The sequence below is a fragment of the Bacillus sp. N447-1 genome (genome assembly GCF_022701035.1).
GTDB classification, from domain to species: domain Bacteria; phylum Bacillota; class Bacilli; order Bacillales; family Bacillaceae_G; genus Bacillus_A; species Bacillus_A cereus.
The window spans coordinates 2,343,742-2,361,783 of the sequence record NZ_CP065509.1; the positions used below are offsets into that span (position 1 = coordinate 2,343,742).

An 18,042-nucleotide genomic window follows, 5' to 3' on the forward strand; every position below is an offset into this window, starting at 1 on the left:
TTTCTATCCAAAATAGCGATGATAAATTGTTTTTGCTTCGCTTATATCTTTCGTTCCATGTACGAGCACACGGCCATCTTTAAAGGCTACTAACCTCTTGTCTTCAACAGAAAATGATAGTAAATATGGATTTATATTCAAATCATTTACACGACCTTCCAACAACTCTTTATATTGTTCAAAATTCATTTCATCTTTATGAGGTGGTCTAATTTGAACTGTATTTCGCCCGCATAAAACTGCTGTTTTTGATGTGTTTTCTTTATTTAAATACGGATATAATGCATTCTCTCCGCATGAAGGACAATTATGCTGGCGAAGTTTTTGCACATTCATACATGAATACTCATTCTTCCACATATCAAACGATACAAGCCCATCTCGAAGTGATTCGTAATCTTCTACTAACAGTTTAAGAGCTTCTGTTACTTGATGAGAAACGACAAGAGATACAGCAGGTGATATAATACCCGCTGTATCACATGTTGCCCCGCCAAGCGGAATCGACTGTAATAAACATGATAAACATGGTGTTTTACTAGGAAGGATTGTGTAAGAAAGACCGTAACTACCTACACATGCACCGTAAATCCATGGAATAGAATATTTTTGTGATATATCATTTACAATAAAGCGCGTTTCGAAATTATCAGTCGCATCAATAATTACATCAACATTTATAACAAGTTCTTCTAGCTCTTCAGCTGTTACATCTTGAACGAGAGCTTCTATTGTTACATCACTATTAATCTCTTCTAAACGTTTTTTAGCCGCTATAGCTTTTGGAAGATTATTCTTTACGTCGCTCTCTGCATACAATTGTTGTCTTTGTAAATTACTCCAATCTACATAATCACGGTCAACAATTGTTATCTTGCCAACACCTGCTCTTACAAACATCTCTGCATTTGCACTACCTAATGCACCTGCACCGATAATAAGCACATGCTTTTCTCTTATCTTTTGCTGTCCTTCTTCTCCAATTGGAGAAAATAGTTCTTGGCGAGAATATCGATTATTCAACTACGCTCATTCCTTCTAAAGGACTACTTGCAGTTGCACAACGCTTACGTGCAATGCGACCTGCTTCAAATCCTAAACGGCCTGCTTCAATACTTAATTTCATTGCTTGTGCCATTTTAATAGGATCTTTTGCTCCTGATACAGCTGTATTTAATAACACGCCATCTGCTCCTAATTCCATTGCAAATGCCGCATCAGCTGGGCTACCAATACCGGCATCAACGATAACTGGTACTGTCGCTTGTTCAATAATGAAGCTCAAATTTAATGGATTTACAATACCAAGTCCTGATCCGATTGGAGATGCTCCTGGCATAATCGCATGCACGCCAAGCTCTTGTAATTTACGTGCTAATACAACATCATCAGATGTATACGGAAGTACGATAAATCCTTCTTCCAGTAACATTTCAGATGCCTTTAATGTTTCTACCGGATCAGGTAATAACGTTCTATCATCACCAATAACTTCTACCTTTATCATGTCACAAAGCCCAGAAGCTTTTGCTAATTTTGCAATACGAACAGCCTCTTCAGCGTTTTTTGCTCCTGCTGTATTTGGTAATAACGTATATTTTTTCACATCAAGTTTCTCTAATAAATTAGGTTGCTTTGCATCAAAGATATCCATACGACGTACTGCAAACGTTAAAATTTCAGCTTCAGAAACGTCAATTGCCTTTTGCTGTACGTCAAAATCAGGGAATTTACCTGTTCCTAATAAAAGTCTAGAATGAAATGAAAATGGTCCAATGTTTAACATAATCAACCGCCTCCTACGAAAGTTACAATCTCAATTTGGTCTCCATCAAAAACAGATGTATCTGTATGATCATCTTTTTGTAAAATATCTTTATTACGCTCTACTACAACAATTCTGTTATCTAGCTCTAAATGTGTAAGTAGCTCAGCTACTGTTTTTACACTCGCTGGCACTTCAATTTGGTTACCATTAATTTTTAAATTCAAACTTCCATCCCCTTTCTAAACTCTTCTAGAAAGCAATGAATCTAGCAAATGATTCTCTTGCTTTCCTTCTATTAAATCAGCCATATATTGGCCAGAAATAGGACTTAATAAAATACCGTTTCGATAATGGCCCGTGCAAGTATATAAACCTTTTATTTCTTCATGCTCTCCCATATAAGGAGCTTCATGATTCGATTGTGGTCTTAATCCTGCCCACGTGCTTTCCCATTCTGCTTCTTTTAAAGCTGGCAATATTGTATAAGCACGCTCTAATATAGAAGTTATACTTTCTGGCTGCACAGTTTTATTGAACGTATGTGGCTTCATTGTTGCCCCAATTACGTAACGTCCACCGCGCTTTGGAGTAATGTAAAATCTTTCTTGAAAAATAGGTGCTTTTAAAAGTTGTTTTCTACTTCTTACCGCAACCACTTCTCCTTTAACTGGATATGTACCCCAATCGCGGTGAAAATAACTGAGTAACTTCGTGCTCCATGAACCTCCTGCAATAACGACTTTCTCACATGTGACAATACCTTCACTTGTAATAACTCCAGTCACTTTATTATTTTCAATACGGATATCAAATACTTCTGTCTGTTCATATATATCAGCACCGGAAATCGCTGCAGAATGTGCGAATGCTTTCGTAAGTTCTGGTGCAATAACATGACCGTCTTTCGGATAATATACTGCTCCTATAATAGATTCGGATAGATATGGCTCTTTTTCCCGCACATGGTCTCCCGTTAGAAAATAAGAATCTTCACCTGTTTTCTGCTGCCAATCCATAATGTGAAGAATTCTTTCCTTCTCATCTTCATTTTGAGCAATACGATAAATTCCTTTTTCTTCATATCCAATATCAACACCCGTCTTTTCACGTAAAACTGCTGCAAGTTGTGGAAATATAGCTCGGCTTTCTCTAGCAAGTTCAAATAGCGGATCATACGCATCCCATTCTGCCTGAACACCAAGTAAACCAGCAGCTGCTTTTGAAGCTTCCGATGCAATACTTTGCTTCTCCACAATCGCTACTTTATGTCCTCTTTCTGCTAGAAAATGTGCAACTGAACTACCAATTACACCACCACCAATAATCGCTACATCATACTTCTCACACATGTTTTTCCGCCCACTTTCTTATTGATTCCTTATAAGATTTCGCTTTGCTATACGGGTTACTACTACTTACAATTCCAGACATAACTGCTATACCGCTTACACCGTTAGTAAGAACATCCACTGTGTTTTCTGGGGTAATTCCTCCAATTGCTGTAATCGGTATAGATAAACACCTTGCAATGTCTGAAATTTCTTCAAGCCCTCTCGCTGGCACACCTTTTTTACAATCTGTCGGAAATACATGGCCATAAACGAGTGAATCCGCTCCATTTTTAAAAGCTACTATTGCTTCATCTAGCGAATGCACAGAATAACCGACATGCAAATACGAAAACTTTTCTTTCACTGACTTTACATCTGTACTTCGATATCCTAGTTGAACACGAGGAATATTTAATAAAATTGCAATATCAATTCGATCGTTTATGACAATTTTAGAAGCTGGAAAGCCCTCCATTAATAGACTTTCCACACCTTCATATAATTCCTTCGTACTCTTCTCACGCTCACGAATATGCAAATAATCAATCTCACTCTCAATTTGCATCGCTACATTCACTAACTCTTCGAATGGCATATGGCCATTTGAGATTACATGGAGCTCATTTTTCATATTCATTCGCCTACTTTAAAATATTTTCGAATAATTCATCGGCTGGGACGGTTTCTTTCGTCATTCCTTTGTCCTTCAGCCACTTATTTTGTTTCTCCCAAGATTCTTTTGAATCTGATAAGAATGGCTCATCTTTCGTTTCCATCTTCTCTAATAAAATTTTCATACTTTCCTTTTCAACTTCTGGCACAAGTGGGAAGTTTTCTTTTTCTTGATGATTTAATAAAATATTCAATGCTTCATCTGGGTTTTTCTTCATGAAATCATAGCCTTTTTTCGTACCACGTAAGAAAGCTTGCAACGCCTCTTTATCTTTTTTCAACGTTTTATCACCTGTTACAAACACAAGCTCATGATAGTTTGGTACTCCGTAATCAGCTGGATTAAAGTACGCTGGTTCATGGCCTTCATGACGCATAACAGGTACTTCATGGTTAATGTATGCCCCTGTTACCGCATCTACTTTCTTCGTAATTAATGCTGGTACTAAATCAAAGCCAACATCTACTACTTTCACTGTATCAGGATTACCACCAGCTTCTTTTACCATCGTTTTTAAATACATCTCACTTAATGGTGTTCCAGAGTATCCTACTGTTTTTCCTTCTAAATCTTTCGGTGATTGAATGCCCGCTGATTTCAGTGATACAACATGATTTAATGGTGAACGTACGACAGCCCCAATTGATTTCACTGGAATTTGCTCATTCGCTCTCGCCATAACAACATCTGGCTGATAATACAAGCCAACTGTCACCTTCCCTGCTGCTGCTAGCGTTAATGGATCAGTCGGATTAGAAGGGAATTTAATATTTACCTTTACACCTTCTTCTTTAAAGTATCCTTTTTCAATTGCTGCATAGATAAAGCTATGTACCGCATTTGGATACCAATCTAACATGACTGTTATTTCTTTCTCTTTTTTACTTTTATCTGATGCTGAATTACTCGAACATCCTGCAATTATTGCAATTAATAATGTAAACACAAAGATGCGCTTTAAAAATTTCATGAATGCTTCCTCCAACTAATGAATTTCTTTTCTAATATGGAAATAATTACGACGAAGAAAATAGCTAATAATGATAACAATACAATAGGTGCAAATACGCCAGCTCCATCTAACTGCGTCATCATTCTCTTACTGAAATATCCAAGCCCAGCTTGTGCACCGAGCCATTCTCCAATTGCTGCTCCGATAACACTAAGCGGAACTGCAATTTTTAAAGCTGAGAAAAAATAAGGAAGAGCAGACGGCAACTTTAATTTAAGAAAAATATCTCTTTTTGTTGCTCCATATGTAACTAAGAGCTCCTCCCATTCTTTTTTCGTACTACGCAGTCCATCATACGTATTGACCGCAATTGGGAAAAACGTAATTAAAACTGTGACAACAACCTTACTCCAAATTGTATATCCAAACCATAAAACAAATAGCGGAGCAAGCGCAGTAATTGGAATCGTTTGTGAAGCAACTAATAATGGATAAAATGCTCTTTCCATCCATGTACTCGCATTCATTAACATCGCTAGCCCTACACCTAATACGATAGAGATAACAACACCTATTAAAACGACGTATAACGTTGCAGGTAAATGAACTGTAAATAATATGTCTTTTAGTTTCCATATCTTCATTACAATCGCAGACGGTGACGGTAAAATGTACATCTCATCTACAATTCTTGCTCCTATTTCCCACACAGCTAGTAAAATACTAGAAAGTGTAATAGCAGGAACTAATTCTTTCAATCGGTTCATCACACAAGTACCTGCCTTTGTAACATACTAAGAAGCTCATCTTTCAGCGCTAATACTTCCGGTTTATATAAATCTTTTCGTGTTCTGTTATGATCAAGCGGTACAGTCCGCTCAGTCAAAGTCGTTATCGGCTGCTGTTCCACTACTAAAACTCTGTTTGAAAGAAATAACGCTTCTTCAACATCATGAGTAATGAATAAAATTGTTTTTTCCCACTCTTGCCATTGTTCAAACAACCATTCTTGCAAAGAGGTCTTCGTTAAAGCATCCAACGCACTAAATGGTTCATCTAACAGCAATATCTCCCCGCCTGTTAATAAAGTTCGAATAAAAGATACACGTTGTCTCATCCCACCAGATAAATCTTTCGGATATTTTTGCTCATACCCTTGCAAACCAAATTTATGTAACAGTTCCTTTGCCTTTACTTCTGCTTCTTTCTTCTGTACACCTTGGCACTCTAGCGGCAGGGCAGCATTCTCAATAATTGTTCTCCACGGCAAAAGCATATCTTTTTGCGGCATATATCCTACAGGATGGTTCTTTGTTTCTGTCAGTTCTATCTGTCCAGTACTTACCTTTTCTAGACCTGTAATAAGGCGAAATAAAGTACTTTTTCCACATCCACTCGGTCCGATAATACTGACAAACTCTTTCTCATATATAGAAGCATTTAATTCATGGATGATTGGTTTCTCATCGTAATGAAAAGAAACATTATGAAACTGTAGTATGTTCTTGCTCCTCAAATCCCCACATCTCCTTACGATAGGACATATCCCAGAATAAATATTCAAATCGACTGGAATATAAGAAGATCTCCTCTAATCTTTCTAGTTCTTTCTCAGACTTTCCAACTGCCATTTCATTTAATAAATCTATTAACCAAATACAAAGATTACCGTATTCTTCCGAACTATATCCTTGAATCCACTCACCAAAAAACTCATGATCTCTTGCTCCAGGAATATCATTTAAACGCTTTCCAATTTCCCAATAGCTCCACATACATGGAAGAAGCGCTGCTATTAATTCCGCAAGTGTGCCATTTTGAGATACAGACATCATGTAATTTGTATAAGCTAAATTTTTAGCAGATGGTTTCGCAGACTCTATCTCCTCTATAGAAATTCCAAGTCTTTTTGCATATTGTTTATGGATTGTCATTTCGCCATTTAATATTCCATCAATTTGTTCAGCGAACTTTCCCATTACTTGTGGATTCGTTGCTTTTACAACACCAATCGCATATAATTTTGCATAATCTAGCAGATATAAATAATCTTGAATAATATAATACTGGAATTTATCTTTTTCTAACGTGCCATCTCCCATACCCACTACAAACGGATGATTATGACTCATCTCCCAAACCGGTTGCACAGTTTCTAATAATCTATCGCAAAATTTCATTTCTCTATCCCCTTTCAATATATGTATCTAAATAAAAAACCACTTCTATATATAAGAAGTGGTTACAGCAAATAAAGTTATACATTTATTCGATGTTCCACTTCCCTTCGCTAGTATTACCTAGATCAGGTGTTGTAAGGGTTAAGGATTATTCCTCTCTCAGCAAGTCAAGCACCCCTAGTGGTTTCAATATGAAATTTTCAAATAAAAAAGCCCCGTTTCTATACGCAAAGAAACGGGGACTCATTGTTAGTGTCCGAATTGCTTCCCTACGCTAGCATAATCTAGATCAGGTAATAAAAAGGATCAAAGGCTTACGGCCTACTCTCAGCTGGCAACACCAGCTCTCCTAGCAAACTATAAAATTATCACTGTCAGTATAACACCCTAATAAGACATCATCAACTTTTTTAATTTTCTTAATTGTCAACATAATATCAAAATTATACAATACATACATTCTATTTTAGAAAATAAAACCCCAATTAATTGTATAAAAAGGAATCATTATCCTCAAAAAATTTATTTTTATATTGATTTCATATTACATTTATGTGAATACCCCCACTATATTATATCTTTATACTATAATAAAATTACAACTATACAACTAGAGGAGGTCTCTATTCCATGAATATGAAAGCTACTGCTTTAACAGCAACTACTGTAGCGATTGCTTCTTTACTTCCTTCTATGGGTGAAACAAATGTACAAAAAGCAAACGCTGAACAATTATCTAATATTAAAACTGGGTATGTCAAAGTCGATCAAGTAGCATTACATACAGAAGATAACGTAACAAGCACATCAATTGATACAATTCGCTTTAATACAAAAGTGAACATCATTGAAACAACTAATGGTTGGTATAAAGTGTCTGTTCATAATAAAGTAGGTTATGTACAAAAAGATGCTATTTTACTAAAAAACAAACTTCAATCTAATGATCAATACATCGTTAATGCTAATGCATTAAACGTTCGCTCTGAACCTAATTTAGAATCTTCCATTTTAGATGTATTACCAAATGGTAAGTTTATTACCGTTCAAGAAGATCAAGGCGAATGGTATAAAATATCACATAATGGCCAAACAGGTTACGTACAAAAAGCATTCATCTCTAATGGTTCACAACCCTTAGTAAAAGGAATCACCGTTCAAAATAATACAAAATATACTGTTGCAACACCTAATCTAAATGTACGTAGCACCGCTAGTACAAGTAGCGCTCTACTCGGTTCATTACAAAACGGTACTCAAGTACAAGTAGTAGAAACTGTAGGTACTTGGTATAAAATTCGTTTTGGCACAGGATACGGATATGTAGCAAAACACTATGTAGTACAAAATCAACCACAAGCTAAAACAGATCAGCCTTCATCAATTCCAGCTGCTTTCAAATTCCCCGCTCAAGGAAGAATTAGCTCAACCTTTGATATACGCTGGGAACAAATGCATTATGGTATAGATATTGCCGCTCCAGGAAACGTCTCTATCCAAGCTGCTGCTGCAGGTAAAGTTGTGAAATCTTATTATTCAGCTAGCTATGGCAATGTTGTTTTCATTGCGCATCAAATCAATGGGAAATTATATACAACTGTTTATGCTCATATGAAGGATCGCACTGTACAAGCTGGTGATCAAGTACAGACTGGACAATTAATAGGTCATATGGGAAACACAGGTCATTCATACGGGCAACATCTTCATTTTGAATTACATAATGGAGAATGGAATTTTGAAAAAACAAATGCAGTAAATCCACTGCCATATTTAGTTAGGTAAATTGTATGCCACGCAATATACCTCTTATAATTGAATACATAGCCTTTTTAGGTTTAATCTGTTGTTTAATCATTTACAATACAAACATTGTATTTTTATCTATTATTATTGCTTTTGTTGCATTAGAAATTATGATGGAATCATTTCAAGTGCAACTAAAACAAAAATTGCCCATATTTATAATGCTATTTTTCTTTTGAGTGCTCTCATAACAAATATAATTAGTAATGGCTTTTATTTATCTACTGTATTTCCAGTATTCTTTATGGCTGTTTTATTATTTGTAGCTAGATATATTAATGTCCCTTATAACCAAAAACAAAAACAAGAACAAGAAGCTTAGAAAGAGGAGACACTGTGTACCAATCTTTCAAAGATGCTCCAATAAAATACATATTGCATTTGTATAAGAAAGCCAATACTTTTTTTGGTATACAAGGAAGTTATACTGCACAACTTCTCCTATATGGAATGTTGTTTCTTGTCTTAATCACTTTCTCCTTGTTTTACTAACAAAAAAGGATCTCACATAAACTGGAGATCCTTTTTAATTTATATTAATTTTTCATATCGAAAATATTGTTTATCCACAAGCATATTTTTCATAAATAAAGCTCAGATTATATTTTTTCTCTAAGCTCATTCGTTGTTCGTCATCGCACCAATAGAAAAGAATATCATGAATCGTTGCGTAACGCTTATTTTTAAGAAATAGCCTAAAAAATGATGGTAAACAATCATGTAATTGTATAAATATATAATTGCGTAGTGTTTCTTCTTTATATTCAATGCCCTTACAAATATACAGTAATTCTTCACAATAATATGCATGCTGTGGAACTTGTATCATTTCGAAAAATGGCACATAAGATAGTAGCTTTCCAATAAAATGACCATATCGATCCATTACTCCTATCGTCATATGCTCCATCATTTCTTTCATCACATATAAATAATCATCTACATGCGTTGTCTTTAATGGGTCTAAGCGATCGGAAATTTGAGATAATACAGCTCTTTGACATGCTAAAACTGCCTGACTAGGTCCATAATATGATAGGAAATCTGTACACTTACGATATTTCCGTAATAAATCATGTGTATACAAATCATATACAAAAGTATTACAATACATTGCTAAACTCATCATATCACTATTTAATTGCTCTTTTGATAATGATTTCGCTCTCTTGCACATATAAAAGAATGTAAATTCCAATACTTCTTTATGAGATAATAAATGTTTACAATCGGTTATACACTTCTCATTAAATTTAACTCTATCCCAAATTTCAATATCCCTATCTGTCAATTCACCTATACGATATTTAATAATTAAATAATTTAAAGCAACTGATTGCGTCAAAAGATCCCATGTTTCATATTCCAATGAAGTATGAACAAACTCAGCTAATCCTTGCGCTATCATAAAATCATTTGCCTCTTCATACCAACCAATCTCTTGGCATAAGCGAAGAATACGCACTAAAGTTGGAATTTCATCTTTATGAAACTGCGGTAATTTCTTTGCTTTATTCATGCCATATACGATAAATGCCGCTAAATTTTCTTCTTTATAAAATTCTTTCTCTTTCCATACTAATATAGTTCGTTCTTTCCCCTCACCTTTTGGGTGACAAGGTACAAGCAAAGAAAATAATTCAGCGAAATTATTTGGTTCTATATATGTATCTGTAACCAAATTCCAATTTGGATCGCCCTGTACAGCCTTCATATAATTCCCCTTCCCTTTTCATCTATGTAGGAAATATTAATTTATTATCGCACCACTAAAAATTAATATTGTTATATTCAAAATCTCTCATAATACTTATATCTATCAGTATATCATCTTTTCTCTTATTAAAAATTAAGAATAACAAATTTTAAAAAAATGTCGAAATTATTAACCACATACTTATTATATAATGTCTCAGATACATCACGCTAACATATTAGTTTAATCCATATATACTAGAATAATGTATCTGAAATTTATATATAATTTAGCTCTTTATGAGTGACCATTAAACTCTCGGTTAATGAAAGTTTCAATTTACTCTGTACGCTCTGAGATTTCGCTCAAGGCAAATCCAGCTTGATCATCTGCTGATTCCCTTATAGCTAAATCTCCTAGTGCTAACATGCCAATAAGTTGACCACTATCAACTACTGGTAATCGTCTAATTTGATGCTGTGCCATTAGCTCTGTAGCTTTTTCAATAGAATCATTTGGAGAAACTGAGATAATATTTGTTGTCATTACATTTGTAATCTTATTAGATCCAGGATGTTTTTCAGCAATCCCTCGAACGACTAAATCACGATCAGTAACAAGCCCAACAACTTGCTCATTTTCAACAACAGGAATTAATCCAATCGATTCTTCCTTCATTTTTACAGCTGCCTCATATACATTGTCTAGCGGTGTACAATGTACAATATGGGTACTCATTAAGTCTCTCACTCGTGTCATTATGATTTCCTCCTTTTTATACATACCATAGCTTTTCCAAAATTCCTTTATTTATTTCTGGAAAGTAACGTAATAAAAAGGATTAACAAAATAAAAAAGAGCCAGCATAATGCTGACTCTTTTTGGTATGACCCGTACGGGATTCGAACCCGTGTTACCGCCGTGAAAGGGCGGTGTCTTAACCACTTGACCAACGGGCCATGGCTCCGCAGGTAGGACTCGAACCTACGACCGATCGGTTAACAGCCGATAGCTCTACCACTGAGCTACTGCGGAATAATATATGGTGGGCCTAAATGGACTCGAACCATCGACCTCACGCTTATCAGGCGTGCGCTCTAACCAGCTGAGCTATAGGCCCATATACTTTACAGGGGCAGTAGGAATCGAACCCACACTGGAGGTTTTGGAGACCTCAGTTCTACCTTTAAACTATGCCCCTAAATGATGCCGGCTAGAGGACTTGAACCCCCAACCTACTGATTACAAGTCAGTTGCTCTACCAATTGAGCTAAGCCGGCATAAAAAAAATGGTGGCTCGGGACGGAATCGAACCGCCGACACGAGGATTTTCAGTCCTCTGCTCTACCGACTGAGCTACCGAGCCAACATAAATGGCGGTCCCGACCGGGGTCGAACCGGCGATCTCCTGCGTGACAGGCAGGCATGTTAACCACTACACCACGGGACCATTTGGTTGCGGGGACAGGATTTGAACCTGCGACCTTCGGGTTATGAGCCCGACGAGCTACCGTGCTGCTCCACCCCGCGACAATATAAAGTTTTAAAAATGGAGGAGGTAGAGGGATTCGAACCCCCGCGCGACTCTCGCCGCCTGTCGGTTTTCAAGACCGATCCCTTCAGCCGAACTTGGGTATACCTCCATGAAGGAAAAAATAAATATTTTATTATTATATGTCTAAGCCATTAAAGAAAAAATGGAGGAGGTAGAGGGATTCGAACCCCCGCGCGATTCTCACCGCCTGTCGGTTTTCAAGACCGATCCCTTCAGCCGAACTTGGGTATACCTCCGAGACATATATTAAATAAAGTGGAGCCTAGCGGGATCGAACCGCTGACCTCCTGCGTGCAAGGCAGGCGCTCTCCCAGCTGAGCTAAGGCCCCATGTTTTTTGGTAATATCGGGAAGACAGGATTTGAACCTGCGACCCCCTGGTCCCAAACCAGGTGCTCTACCAAGCTGAGCCACTTCCCGTTAATAAAAGCGCGCCCGAGAGGAGTCGAACCCCTAACCTCTTGATCCGTAGTCAAACGCTCTATCCAATTGAGCTACGGGCGCATATGGTGCCGAGGGCGGGGGTCGAACCCGCACGGTGGTCACCCACCGCAGGATTTTAAGTCCTGTGCGTCTGCCTGTTCCGCCACCCCGGCATGTCATATTGAAAATTGGAGCGGAAGACGGGATTCGAACCCGCGACCCCAACCTTGGCAAGGTTGTATTCTACCACTGAACTACTTCCGCAAGACATGTATGAGTTATTTTATTAAAAGTGCGGGTGAAGGGAGTCGAACCCCCACGCCAAAGGCGCTAGATCCTAAGTCTAGTGCGTCTGCCAATTCCGCCACACCCGCATATTTCATTAAAATGGTGAGCCATGAAGGACTCGAACCTTCGACCCTCTGATTAAAAGTCAGATGCTCTACCAACTGAGCTAATGGCTCTTAATGGCTGGGCTAGCTGGATTCGAACCAGCGCATGACGGAGTCAAAGTCCGTTGCCTTACCGCTTGGCTATAGCCCATTAATTAAGAATGGTGGAGGGGGGCAGATTCGAACTGCCGAACCCGAAGGAGCGGATTTACAGTCCGCCGCGTTTAGCCACTTCGCTACCCCTCCGACATATATGGTGGAGGATGACGGGATCGAACCGCCGACCCCCTGCTTGTAAGGCAGGTGCTCTCCCAGCTGAGCTAATCCTCCATTTTGCCTGGCAACGTCCTACTCTCACAGGGACAAGGTCCCAACTACCATCGGCGCTAGAGAGCTTAACTTCCGTGTTCGGTATGGGAACGGGTGTGACCTCTCTGCCATCATTACCAGACTGTATTCATTTAAGACAAGAATCATTTTAACTCATTTGACCTCGAAAGTCAACAAGTTTTTTATATTCTTTCAAAACTAGATAACATTTGCTACATATTATATGGTTAAGTCCTCGATCTATTAGTATTCGTCAGCTCCACATGTCACCATGCTTCCACCTCGAACCTATCAACCTGATCATCTTTCAGGGATCTTACTAGCTTACGCTATGGGAAATCTCATCTTGAGGGGGGCTTCATGCTTAGATGCTTTCAGCACTTATCCCTTCCGCACATAGCTACCCAGCTATGCCCTTGGCAGAACAACTGGTACACCAGCGGTGCGTCCATCCCGGTCCTCTCGTACTAAGGACAGCTCCTCTCAAATTTCCTACGCCCACGACGGATAGGGACCGAACTGTCTCACGACGTTCTGAACCCAGCTCGCGTACCGCTTTAATGGGCGAACAGCCCAACCCTTGGGACCGACTACAGCCCCAGGATGCGATGAGCCGACATCGAGGTGCCAAACCTCCCCGTCGATGTGGACTCTTGGGGGAGATAAGCCTGTTATCCCCGGGGTAGCTTTTATCCGTTGAGCGATGGCCCTTCCATGCGGAACCACCGGATCACTAAGCCCGACTTTCGTCCCTGCTCGACTTGTAGGTCTCGCAGTCAAGCTCCCTTATGCCTTTGCACTCTACGAATGATTTCCAACCATTCTGAGGGAACCTTTGGGCGCCTCCGTTACACTTTAGGAGGCGACCGCCCCAGTCAAACTGCCCACCTGACACTGTCTCCCGGGTCGATAAGACCCGTAGGTTAGAATTTCAATACAGTCAGGGCGGTATCCCACCAGCGCCTCCACCGAAGCTAGCGCTCCGGTTTCAATGGCTCCCGCCTATCCTGTACAAACTGTACCAAAATTCAATATCAGGCTACAGTAAAGCTCCACGGGGTCTTTCCGTCCTGTCGCGGGTAACCTGCATCTTCACAGGTACTATAATTTCACCGAGTCTCTGGTTGAGACAGTGCCCAAATCGTTACACCTTTCGTGCGGGTCGGAACTTACCCGACAAGGAATTTCGCTACCTTAGGACCGTTATAGTTACGGCCGCCGTTTACTGGGGCTTCAGTTCAGAGCTTCGCTTACGCTAACCCCTCTCCTTAACCTTCCAGCACCGGGCAGGTGTCACCCCCTATACTTCGCCTTACGGCTTCGCAGAGAGCTGTGTTTTTGCTAAACAGTCGCTTGGGCCTATTCACTGCGGCTTTCCGTTAAGAAAGCACCCCTTCTCCCGAAGTTACGGGGTCATTTTGCCGAGTTCCTTAACCAGAGTTCTCTCGCACACCTTAGATTCTCTCCTCGCCTACCTGTGTCGGTTTGCGGTACAGGCACCTTTATCTCGCTAGAAGCTTTTCTTGGCAGCGGGGAATCAAAGACTTCGCTCCATAAGGAGCTTCCCCATCACAGCTCAGCCTTTACGATAAGCGGATTTGCCTACTTATCAGCCTAACTGCTTGGACGTGCACAACCAATCGCACGCTTCTTCTATCCTTCTGCGTCCCTCCATTGCTCAAACGATAAAGAGGTGGTACAGGAATATCAACCTGTTGTCCATCGCCTACGCCTGTCGGCCTCGGCTTAGGTCCTGACTAACCCTGAGCGGACGAGCCTTCCTCAGGAAACCTTAGGCATTCGGTGGACGGGATTCTCACCCGTCTTTCGCTACTCATACCGGCATTCTCACTTCTAAGCACTCCACCAGTCCTTCCGGTCTGACTTCACTGTCCTTAGAACGCTCCCTACCACTGATACCATTGGTATCAATCCGCAGCTTCGGTGGTGTATTTAGCCCCGGTACATTTTCGGCGCAGAGTCACTCGACTAGTGAGCTATTACGCACTCTTTAAATGGTGGCTGCTTCTAAGCCAACATCCTAGTTGTCTAAGCAACTCCACATCCTTTTCCACTTAATACACACTTTGGGACCTTAGCTGGCGGTCTGGGCTGTTTCCTTTGACTACGGATCTTATCACTCGCAGTCTGACTCCTAAGGATAAGTCATTGGCATTCGGAGTTTGACTGAATTCGGTAATCCGATGAGGACCCCTAGTCCAATCAGTGCTCTACCTCCAAGACTCTTACACTTAAGGCTAGCCCTAAAGCTATTTCGGGGAGAACCAGCTATCTCCAGGTTCGATTGAATTTCTCCGCTACCCACACCTCATCCCCGCACTTTTCAACGTGCGTGGGTTCGGGCCTCCATTCAGTGTTACCTGAACTTCACCCTGGACATGGGTAGATCACCTGGTTTCGGGTCTACGACCACGTACTAAACGCCCTATTCAGACTCGCTTTCGCTGCGGCTCCGCCTCTTCAGCTTAACCTCGCACGGGATCGTAACTCGCCGGTTCATTCTACAAAGGCACGCCATCACCCGTTAACGGGCTCTGACTATTTGTAGGCACACGGTTTCAGGATCTCTTTCACTCCCTTCCGGGGTGCTTTTCACCTTTCCTCACGGTACTGGTTCACTATCGATCACTAGGGAGTATTTAGCCTTGGGAGATGGTCCTCCCAGATTCCGACGGAATTTCACGTGTTCCGCCGTACTCAGGATACATTCAAGAGAGAACGAAGTTTCGACTACGGGGTTGTTACCCTCTACGACGGACCTTTCCAGGTCGCTTCGTCTACCTCGTTCCTTTGTAACTCCGTATAGAATGTCCTACAACCCCAAGAGGCAAGCCTCTTGGTTTGGGCTATGTTCCGTTTCGCTCGCCGCTACTCAGGAAATCGCATTTGCTTTCTCTTCCTCCAGGTACTTAGATGTTTCAGTTCCCTGGGTCTGTCTTCCTTACCCTATGTATTCAGATAAGGATACCATACCATTACGTATGGTGGGTTTCCCCATTCGGAAATCTTCGGATCAAAGCTTACTTACAGCTCCCCGAAGCATATCGGCGTTAGTCCCGTCCTTCATCGACTCCTAGTGTCAAGGCATCCACCGTGCGCCCTTTCTAACTTAACCAAACTAAAAATTAAAAAATATGAGCTACACTGTTATCTAGTTTTCAAAGAACATACATTTATATATGAGAGATAGTTCTCTCAAAACTGAACAAAACGAAACACGGAAACTTTATTGATGAACAGCGTTCATCAATTCTCCATAGAAAGGAGGTGATCCAGCCGCACCTTCCGATACGGCTACCTTGTTACGACTTCACCCCAATCATCTGTCCCACCTTAGGCGGCTGGCTCCAAAGGTTACCCCACCGACTTCGGGTGTTACAAACTCTCGTGGTGTGACGGGCGGTGTGTACAAGGCCGGGAACGTATTCACCGCGGCATGCTGATCCGCGATTACTAGCGATTCCAGCTTCATGTAGGCGAGTTGCAGCCTACAATCCGAACTGAGAACGGTTTTATGAGATTAGCTCCACCTCGCGGTCTTGCAGCTCTTTGTACCGTCCATTGTAGCACGTGTGTAGCCCAGGTCATAAGGGGCATGATGATTTGACGTCATCCCCACCTTCCTCCGGTTTGTCACCGGCAGTCACCTTAGAGTGCCCAACTTAATGATGGCAACTAAGATCAAGGGTTGCGCTCGTTGCGGGACTTAACCCAACATCTCACGACACGAGCTGACGACAACCATGCACCACCTGTCACTCTGCTCCCGAAGGAGAAGCCCTATCTCTAGGGTTTTCAGAGGATGTCAAGACCTGGTAAGGTTCTTCGCGTTGCTTCGAATTAAACCACATGCTCCACCGCTTGTGCGGGCCCCCGTCAATTCCTTTGAGTTTCAGCCTTGCGGCCGTACTCCCAGGCGGAGTGCTTAATGCGTTAACTTCAGCACTAAAGGGCGGAAACCCTCTAACACTTAGCACTCATCGTTTACGGCGTGGACTACCAGGGTATCTAATCCTGTTTGCTCCCACGCTTTCGCGCCTCAGTGTCAGTTACAGACCAGAAAGTCGCCTTCGCCACTGGTGTTCCTCCATATCTCTACGCATTTCACCGCTACACATGGAATTCCACTTTCCTCTTCTGCACTCAAGTCTCCCAGTTTCCAATGACCCTCCACGGTTGAGCCGTGGGCTTTCACATCAGACTTAAGAAACCACCTGCGCGCGCTTTACGCCCAATAATTCCGGATAACGCTTGCCACCTACGTATTACCGCGGCTGCTGGCACGTAGTTAGCCGTGGCTTTCTGGTTAGGTACCGTCAAGGTGCCAGCTTATTCAACTAGCACTTGTTCTTCCCTAACAACAGAGTTTTACGACCCGAAAGCCTTCATCACTCACGCGGCGTTGCTCCGTCAGACTTTCGTCCATTGCGGAAGATTCCCTACTGCTGCCTCCCGTAGGAGTCTGGGCCGTGTCTCAGTCCCAGTGTGGCCGATCACCCTCTCAGGTCGGCTACGCATCGTTGCCTTGGTGAGCCGTTACCTCACCAACTAGCTAATGCGACGCGGGTCCATCCATAAGTGACAGCCGAAGCCGCCTTTCAATTTCGAACCATGCGGTTCAAAATGTTATCCGGTATTAGCCCCGGTTTCCCGGAGTTATCCCAGTCTTATGGGCAGGTTACCCACGTGTTACTCACCCGTCCGCCGCTAACTTCATAAGAGCAAGCTCTTAATCCATTCGCTCGACTTGCATGTATTAGGCACGCCGCCAGCGTTCATCCTGAGCCAGGATCAAACTCTCCAATAAAGTTAGTTTGTCTAGCATCTAAAATAAAAATTGACGTTTCACGTTGTTTGTTTCGTTCAGTTTTCAAAGAACTTGTCCGCCGCTTCAGAAGCGACTTCATCATATTAAC

12 protein-coding genes, 20 tRNA genes, 3 rRNA genes, 1 pseudogene and 2 riboswitches are annotated in these 18,042 nt (G+C 41.1%); of the genes and pseudogenes, 2 read left to right on the forward strand and 34 right to left on the reverse strand.

Annotated features, from left to right (window positions below):
• Window positions 1–3: 3 nt before the first annotated feature.
• The 9 genes from thiF to tenA are packed head-to-tail and all read right to left on the reverse strand — an operon-like array spanning window position 4 to window position 6,904.
• Window positions 4–1,023, reverse strand: coding sequence for a thiazole biosynthesis adenylyltransferase ThiF (gene thiF / locus IQ781_RS11830; RefSeq protein ID WP_001065417.1), 1,020 nt, complete (start codon window positions 1,021–1,023; stop codon window positions 4–6).
• On the reverse strand, window positions 1,016–1,786 hold the full coding sequence (thiG, locus tag IQ781_RS11835; RefSeq protein ID WP_000931981.1) for a thiazole synthase: 771 nt from the start codon (window positions 1,784–1,786) through the stop codon (window positions 1,016–1,018). The genes thiF and thiG overlap by 8 nt, the downstream gene beginning before the upstream one ends.
• 2 nt (window positions 1,787–1,788) lie before the next feature.
• Window positions 1,789–1,992 carry a sulfur carrier protein ThiS gene (gene thiS / locus IQ781_RS11840; protein WP_001049502.1) on the reverse strand — a complete coding sequence of 68 codons (204 nt, stop codon included), beginning with the start codon at window positions 1,990–1,992 and terminating at the stop codon, window positions 1,789–1,791.
• Between the two features lie 15 nt (window positions 1,993–2,007).
• A complete protein-coding gene (gene thiO / locus IQ781_RS11845) occupies window positions 2,008–3,117 on the reverse strand; it encodes a glycine oxidase ThiO (RefSeq protein WP_065212397.1) in 1,110 nt (369 codons plus the stop codon).
• The gene (gene tenI, locus IQ781_RS11850) at window positions 3,110–3,730 is read right to left on the reverse strand and encodes a thiazole tautomerase TenI (RefSeq protein ID WP_000787170.1); all 621 of its coding nucleotides are present in this window, start codon (window positions 3,728–3,730) and stop codon (window positions 3,110–3,112) included. Before tenI ends, thiO begins: the two co-directional genes overlap by 8 nt.
• Window positions 3,731–3,740: 10 nt before the next feature.
• Window positions 3,741–4,742: an ABC transporter substrate-binding protein gene (locus IQ781_RS11855; RefSeq protein WP_000670416.1), complete on the reverse strand. Its 1,002-nt coding sequence runs from the start codon at window positions 4,740–4,742 to the stop codon at window positions 3,741–3,743.
• Window positions 4,739–5,491 (reverse strand): ABC transporter permease, encoded by a 753-nt coding sequence (locus tag IQ781_RS11860; RefSeq protein ID WP_001080855.1) that lies wholly within the window; start codon window positions 5,489–5,491, stop codon window positions 4,739–4,741. The genes IQ781_RS11855 and IQ781_RS11860 overlap by 4 nt, the downstream gene beginning before the upstream one ends.
• The gene (locus IQ781_RS11865) at window positions 5,491–6,240 is read right to left on the reverse strand and encodes an ABC transporter ATP-binding protein (protein WP_001256799.1); all 750 of its coding nucleotides are present in this window, start codon (window positions 6,238–6,240) and stop codon (window positions 5,491–5,493) included. Before IQ781_RS11865 ends, IQ781_RS11860 begins: the two co-directional genes overlap by 1 nt.
• Entirely contained in the window at window positions 6,209–6,904 is a 696-nt protein-coding gene (tenA, locus tag IQ781_RS11870; RefSeq protein ID WP_000666827.1) for a thiaminase II, read from the reverse strand. The genes IQ781_RS11865 and tenA overlap by 32 nt, the downstream gene beginning before the upstream one ends.
• Window positions 6,905–6,989: 85 nt before the next feature.
• Window positions 6,990–7,093: riboswitch (TPP riboswitch) on the reverse strand.
• A 60-nt stretch (window positions 7,094–7,153) separates the two neighbouring features.
• A riboswitch (TPP riboswitch) is annotated at window positions 7,154–7,265 on the reverse strand.
• 269 nt (window positions 7,266–7,534) lie between these two features.
• On the opposite strand from tenA, the gene IQ781_RS11875 reads away from it, so the two are divergent.
• A complete protein-coding gene (locus tag IQ781_RS11875; protein ID WP_139847151.1) occupies window positions 7,535–8,689 on the forward strand; it encodes an SH3 domain-containing protein in 1,155 nt (384 codons plus the stop codon).
• Between the two features lie 5 nt (window positions 8,690–8,694).
• Window positions 8,695–9,032 (forward strand): annotated as a pseudogene (locus IQ781_RS11880) (hypothetical protein).
• Between the two features lie 240 nt (window positions 9,033–9,272).
• On the opposite strand, the gene IQ781_RS11885 reads toward IQ781_RS11880, so the two are convergent.
• The 25 genes from IQ781_RS11885 to IQ781_RS12005 form a co-directional block, all read right to left on the reverse strand.
• Entirely contained in the window at window positions 9,273–10,424 is a 1,152-nt protein-coding gene (locus IQ781_RS11885; protein WP_000648912.1) for a DUF3965 domain-containing protein, read from the reverse strand.
• A 321-nt stretch (window positions 10,425–10,745) separates the two neighbouring features.
• Entirely contained in the window at window positions 10,746–11,165 is a 420-nt protein-coding gene (locus IQ781_RS11890; protein ID WP_000199006.1) for a CBS domain-containing protein, read from the reverse strand.
• Window positions 11,166–11,293: 128 nt separating this feature from the next.
• Window positions 11,294–11,365, reverse strand: a tRNA-Glu gene (locus tag IQ781_RS11895).
• Window position 11,366: 1 nt separating this feature from the next.
• A tRNA-Asn gene (locus IQ781_RS11900) sits at window positions 11,367–11,441 on the reverse strand.
• An 8-nt stretch (window positions 11,442–11,449) separates the two neighbouring features.
• Window positions 11,450–11,526: transfer RNA gene (locus IQ781_RS11905), tRNA-Ile, on the reverse strand.
• Window positions 11,527–11,536: 10 nt separating this feature from the next.
• Window positions 11,537–11,607 (reverse strand) — tRNA-Trp (locus IQ781_RS11910).
• A gap of 6 nt (window positions 11,608–11,613) precedes the next feature.
• Window positions 11,614–11,686 (reverse strand) — tRNA-Thr (locus tag IQ781_RS11915).
• 10 nt (window positions 11,687–11,696) lie between these two features.
• A tRNA-Phe gene (locus IQ781_RS11920) sits at window positions 11,697–11,772 on the reverse strand.
• A gap of 8 nt (window positions 11,773–11,780) precedes the next feature.
• Window positions 11,781–11,856, reverse strand: a tRNA-Asp gene (locus IQ781_RS11925).
• 3 nt (window positions 11,857–11,859) lie between these two features.
• A tRNA-Met gene (locus IQ781_RS11930) sits at window positions 11,860–11,936 on the reverse strand.
• 20 nt (window positions 11,937–11,956) lie between these two features.
• Window positions 11,957–12,049, reverse strand: a tRNA-Ser gene (locus tag IQ781_RS11935).
• A gap of 55 nt (window positions 12,050–12,104) precedes the next feature.
• A tRNA-Ser gene (locus IQ781_RS11940) sits at window positions 12,105–12,197 on the reverse strand.
• Window positions 12,198–12,217: 20 nt separating this feature from the next.
• Window positions 12,218–12,290, reverse strand: a tRNA-Ala gene (locus IQ781_RS11945).
• A 16-nt stretch (window positions 12,291–12,306) separates the two neighbouring features.
• A tRNA-Pro gene (locus IQ781_RS11950) sits at window positions 12,307–12,380 on the reverse strand.
• A 10-nt stretch (window positions 12,381–12,390) separates the two neighbouring features.
• Window positions 12,391–12,464: transfer RNA gene (locus tag IQ781_RS11955), tRNA-Arg, on the reverse strand.
• 3 nt (window positions 12,465–12,467) lie between these two features.
• Window positions 12,468–12,556, reverse strand: a tRNA-Leu gene (locus IQ781_RS11960).
• A gap of 16 nt (window positions 12,557–12,572) precedes the next feature.
• Window positions 12,573–12,647, reverse strand: a tRNA-Gly gene (locus tag IQ781_RS11965).
• Window positions 12,648–12,676: 29 nt separating this feature from the next.
• A tRNA-Leu gene (locus IQ781_RS11970) sits at window positions 12,677–12,757 on the reverse strand.
• Between the two features lie 14 nt (window positions 12,758–12,771).
• A tRNA-Lys gene (locus IQ781_RS11975) sits at window positions 12,772–12,847 on the reverse strand.
• 4 nt (window positions 12,848–12,851) lie between these two features.
• A tRNA-Gln gene (locus tag IQ781_RS11980) sits at window positions 12,852–12,926 on the reverse strand.
• Window positions 12,927–12,937: 11 nt separating this feature from the next.
• Window positions 12,938–13,021: transfer RNA gene (locus IQ781_RS11985), tRNA-Tyr, on the reverse strand.
• Window positions 13,022–13,029: 8 nt separating this feature from the next.
• Window positions 13,030–13,105: transfer RNA gene (locus IQ781_RS11990), tRNA-Val, on the reverse strand.
• 5 nt (window positions 13,106–13,110) lie between these two features.
• Window positions 13,111–13,226 (reverse strand): 5S ribosomal RNA (gene rrf / locus IQ781_RS11995).
• Between the two features lie 102 nt (window positions 13,227–13,328).
• Window positions 13,329–16,241, reverse strand: a 23S ribosomal RNA gene (locus tag IQ781_RS12000).
• A 145-nt stretch (window positions 16,242–16,386) separates the two neighbouring features.
• Window positions 16,387–17,933: ribosomal RNA gene (locus IQ781_RS12005) — 16S ribosomal RNA — on the reverse strand.
• Together the 16S, 23S and 5S rRNA genes with 20 tRNA genes alongside form the textbook arrangement of a ribosomal RNA operon.
• Between the last annotated feature and the right edge of the window lie 109 nt (window positions 17,934–18,042).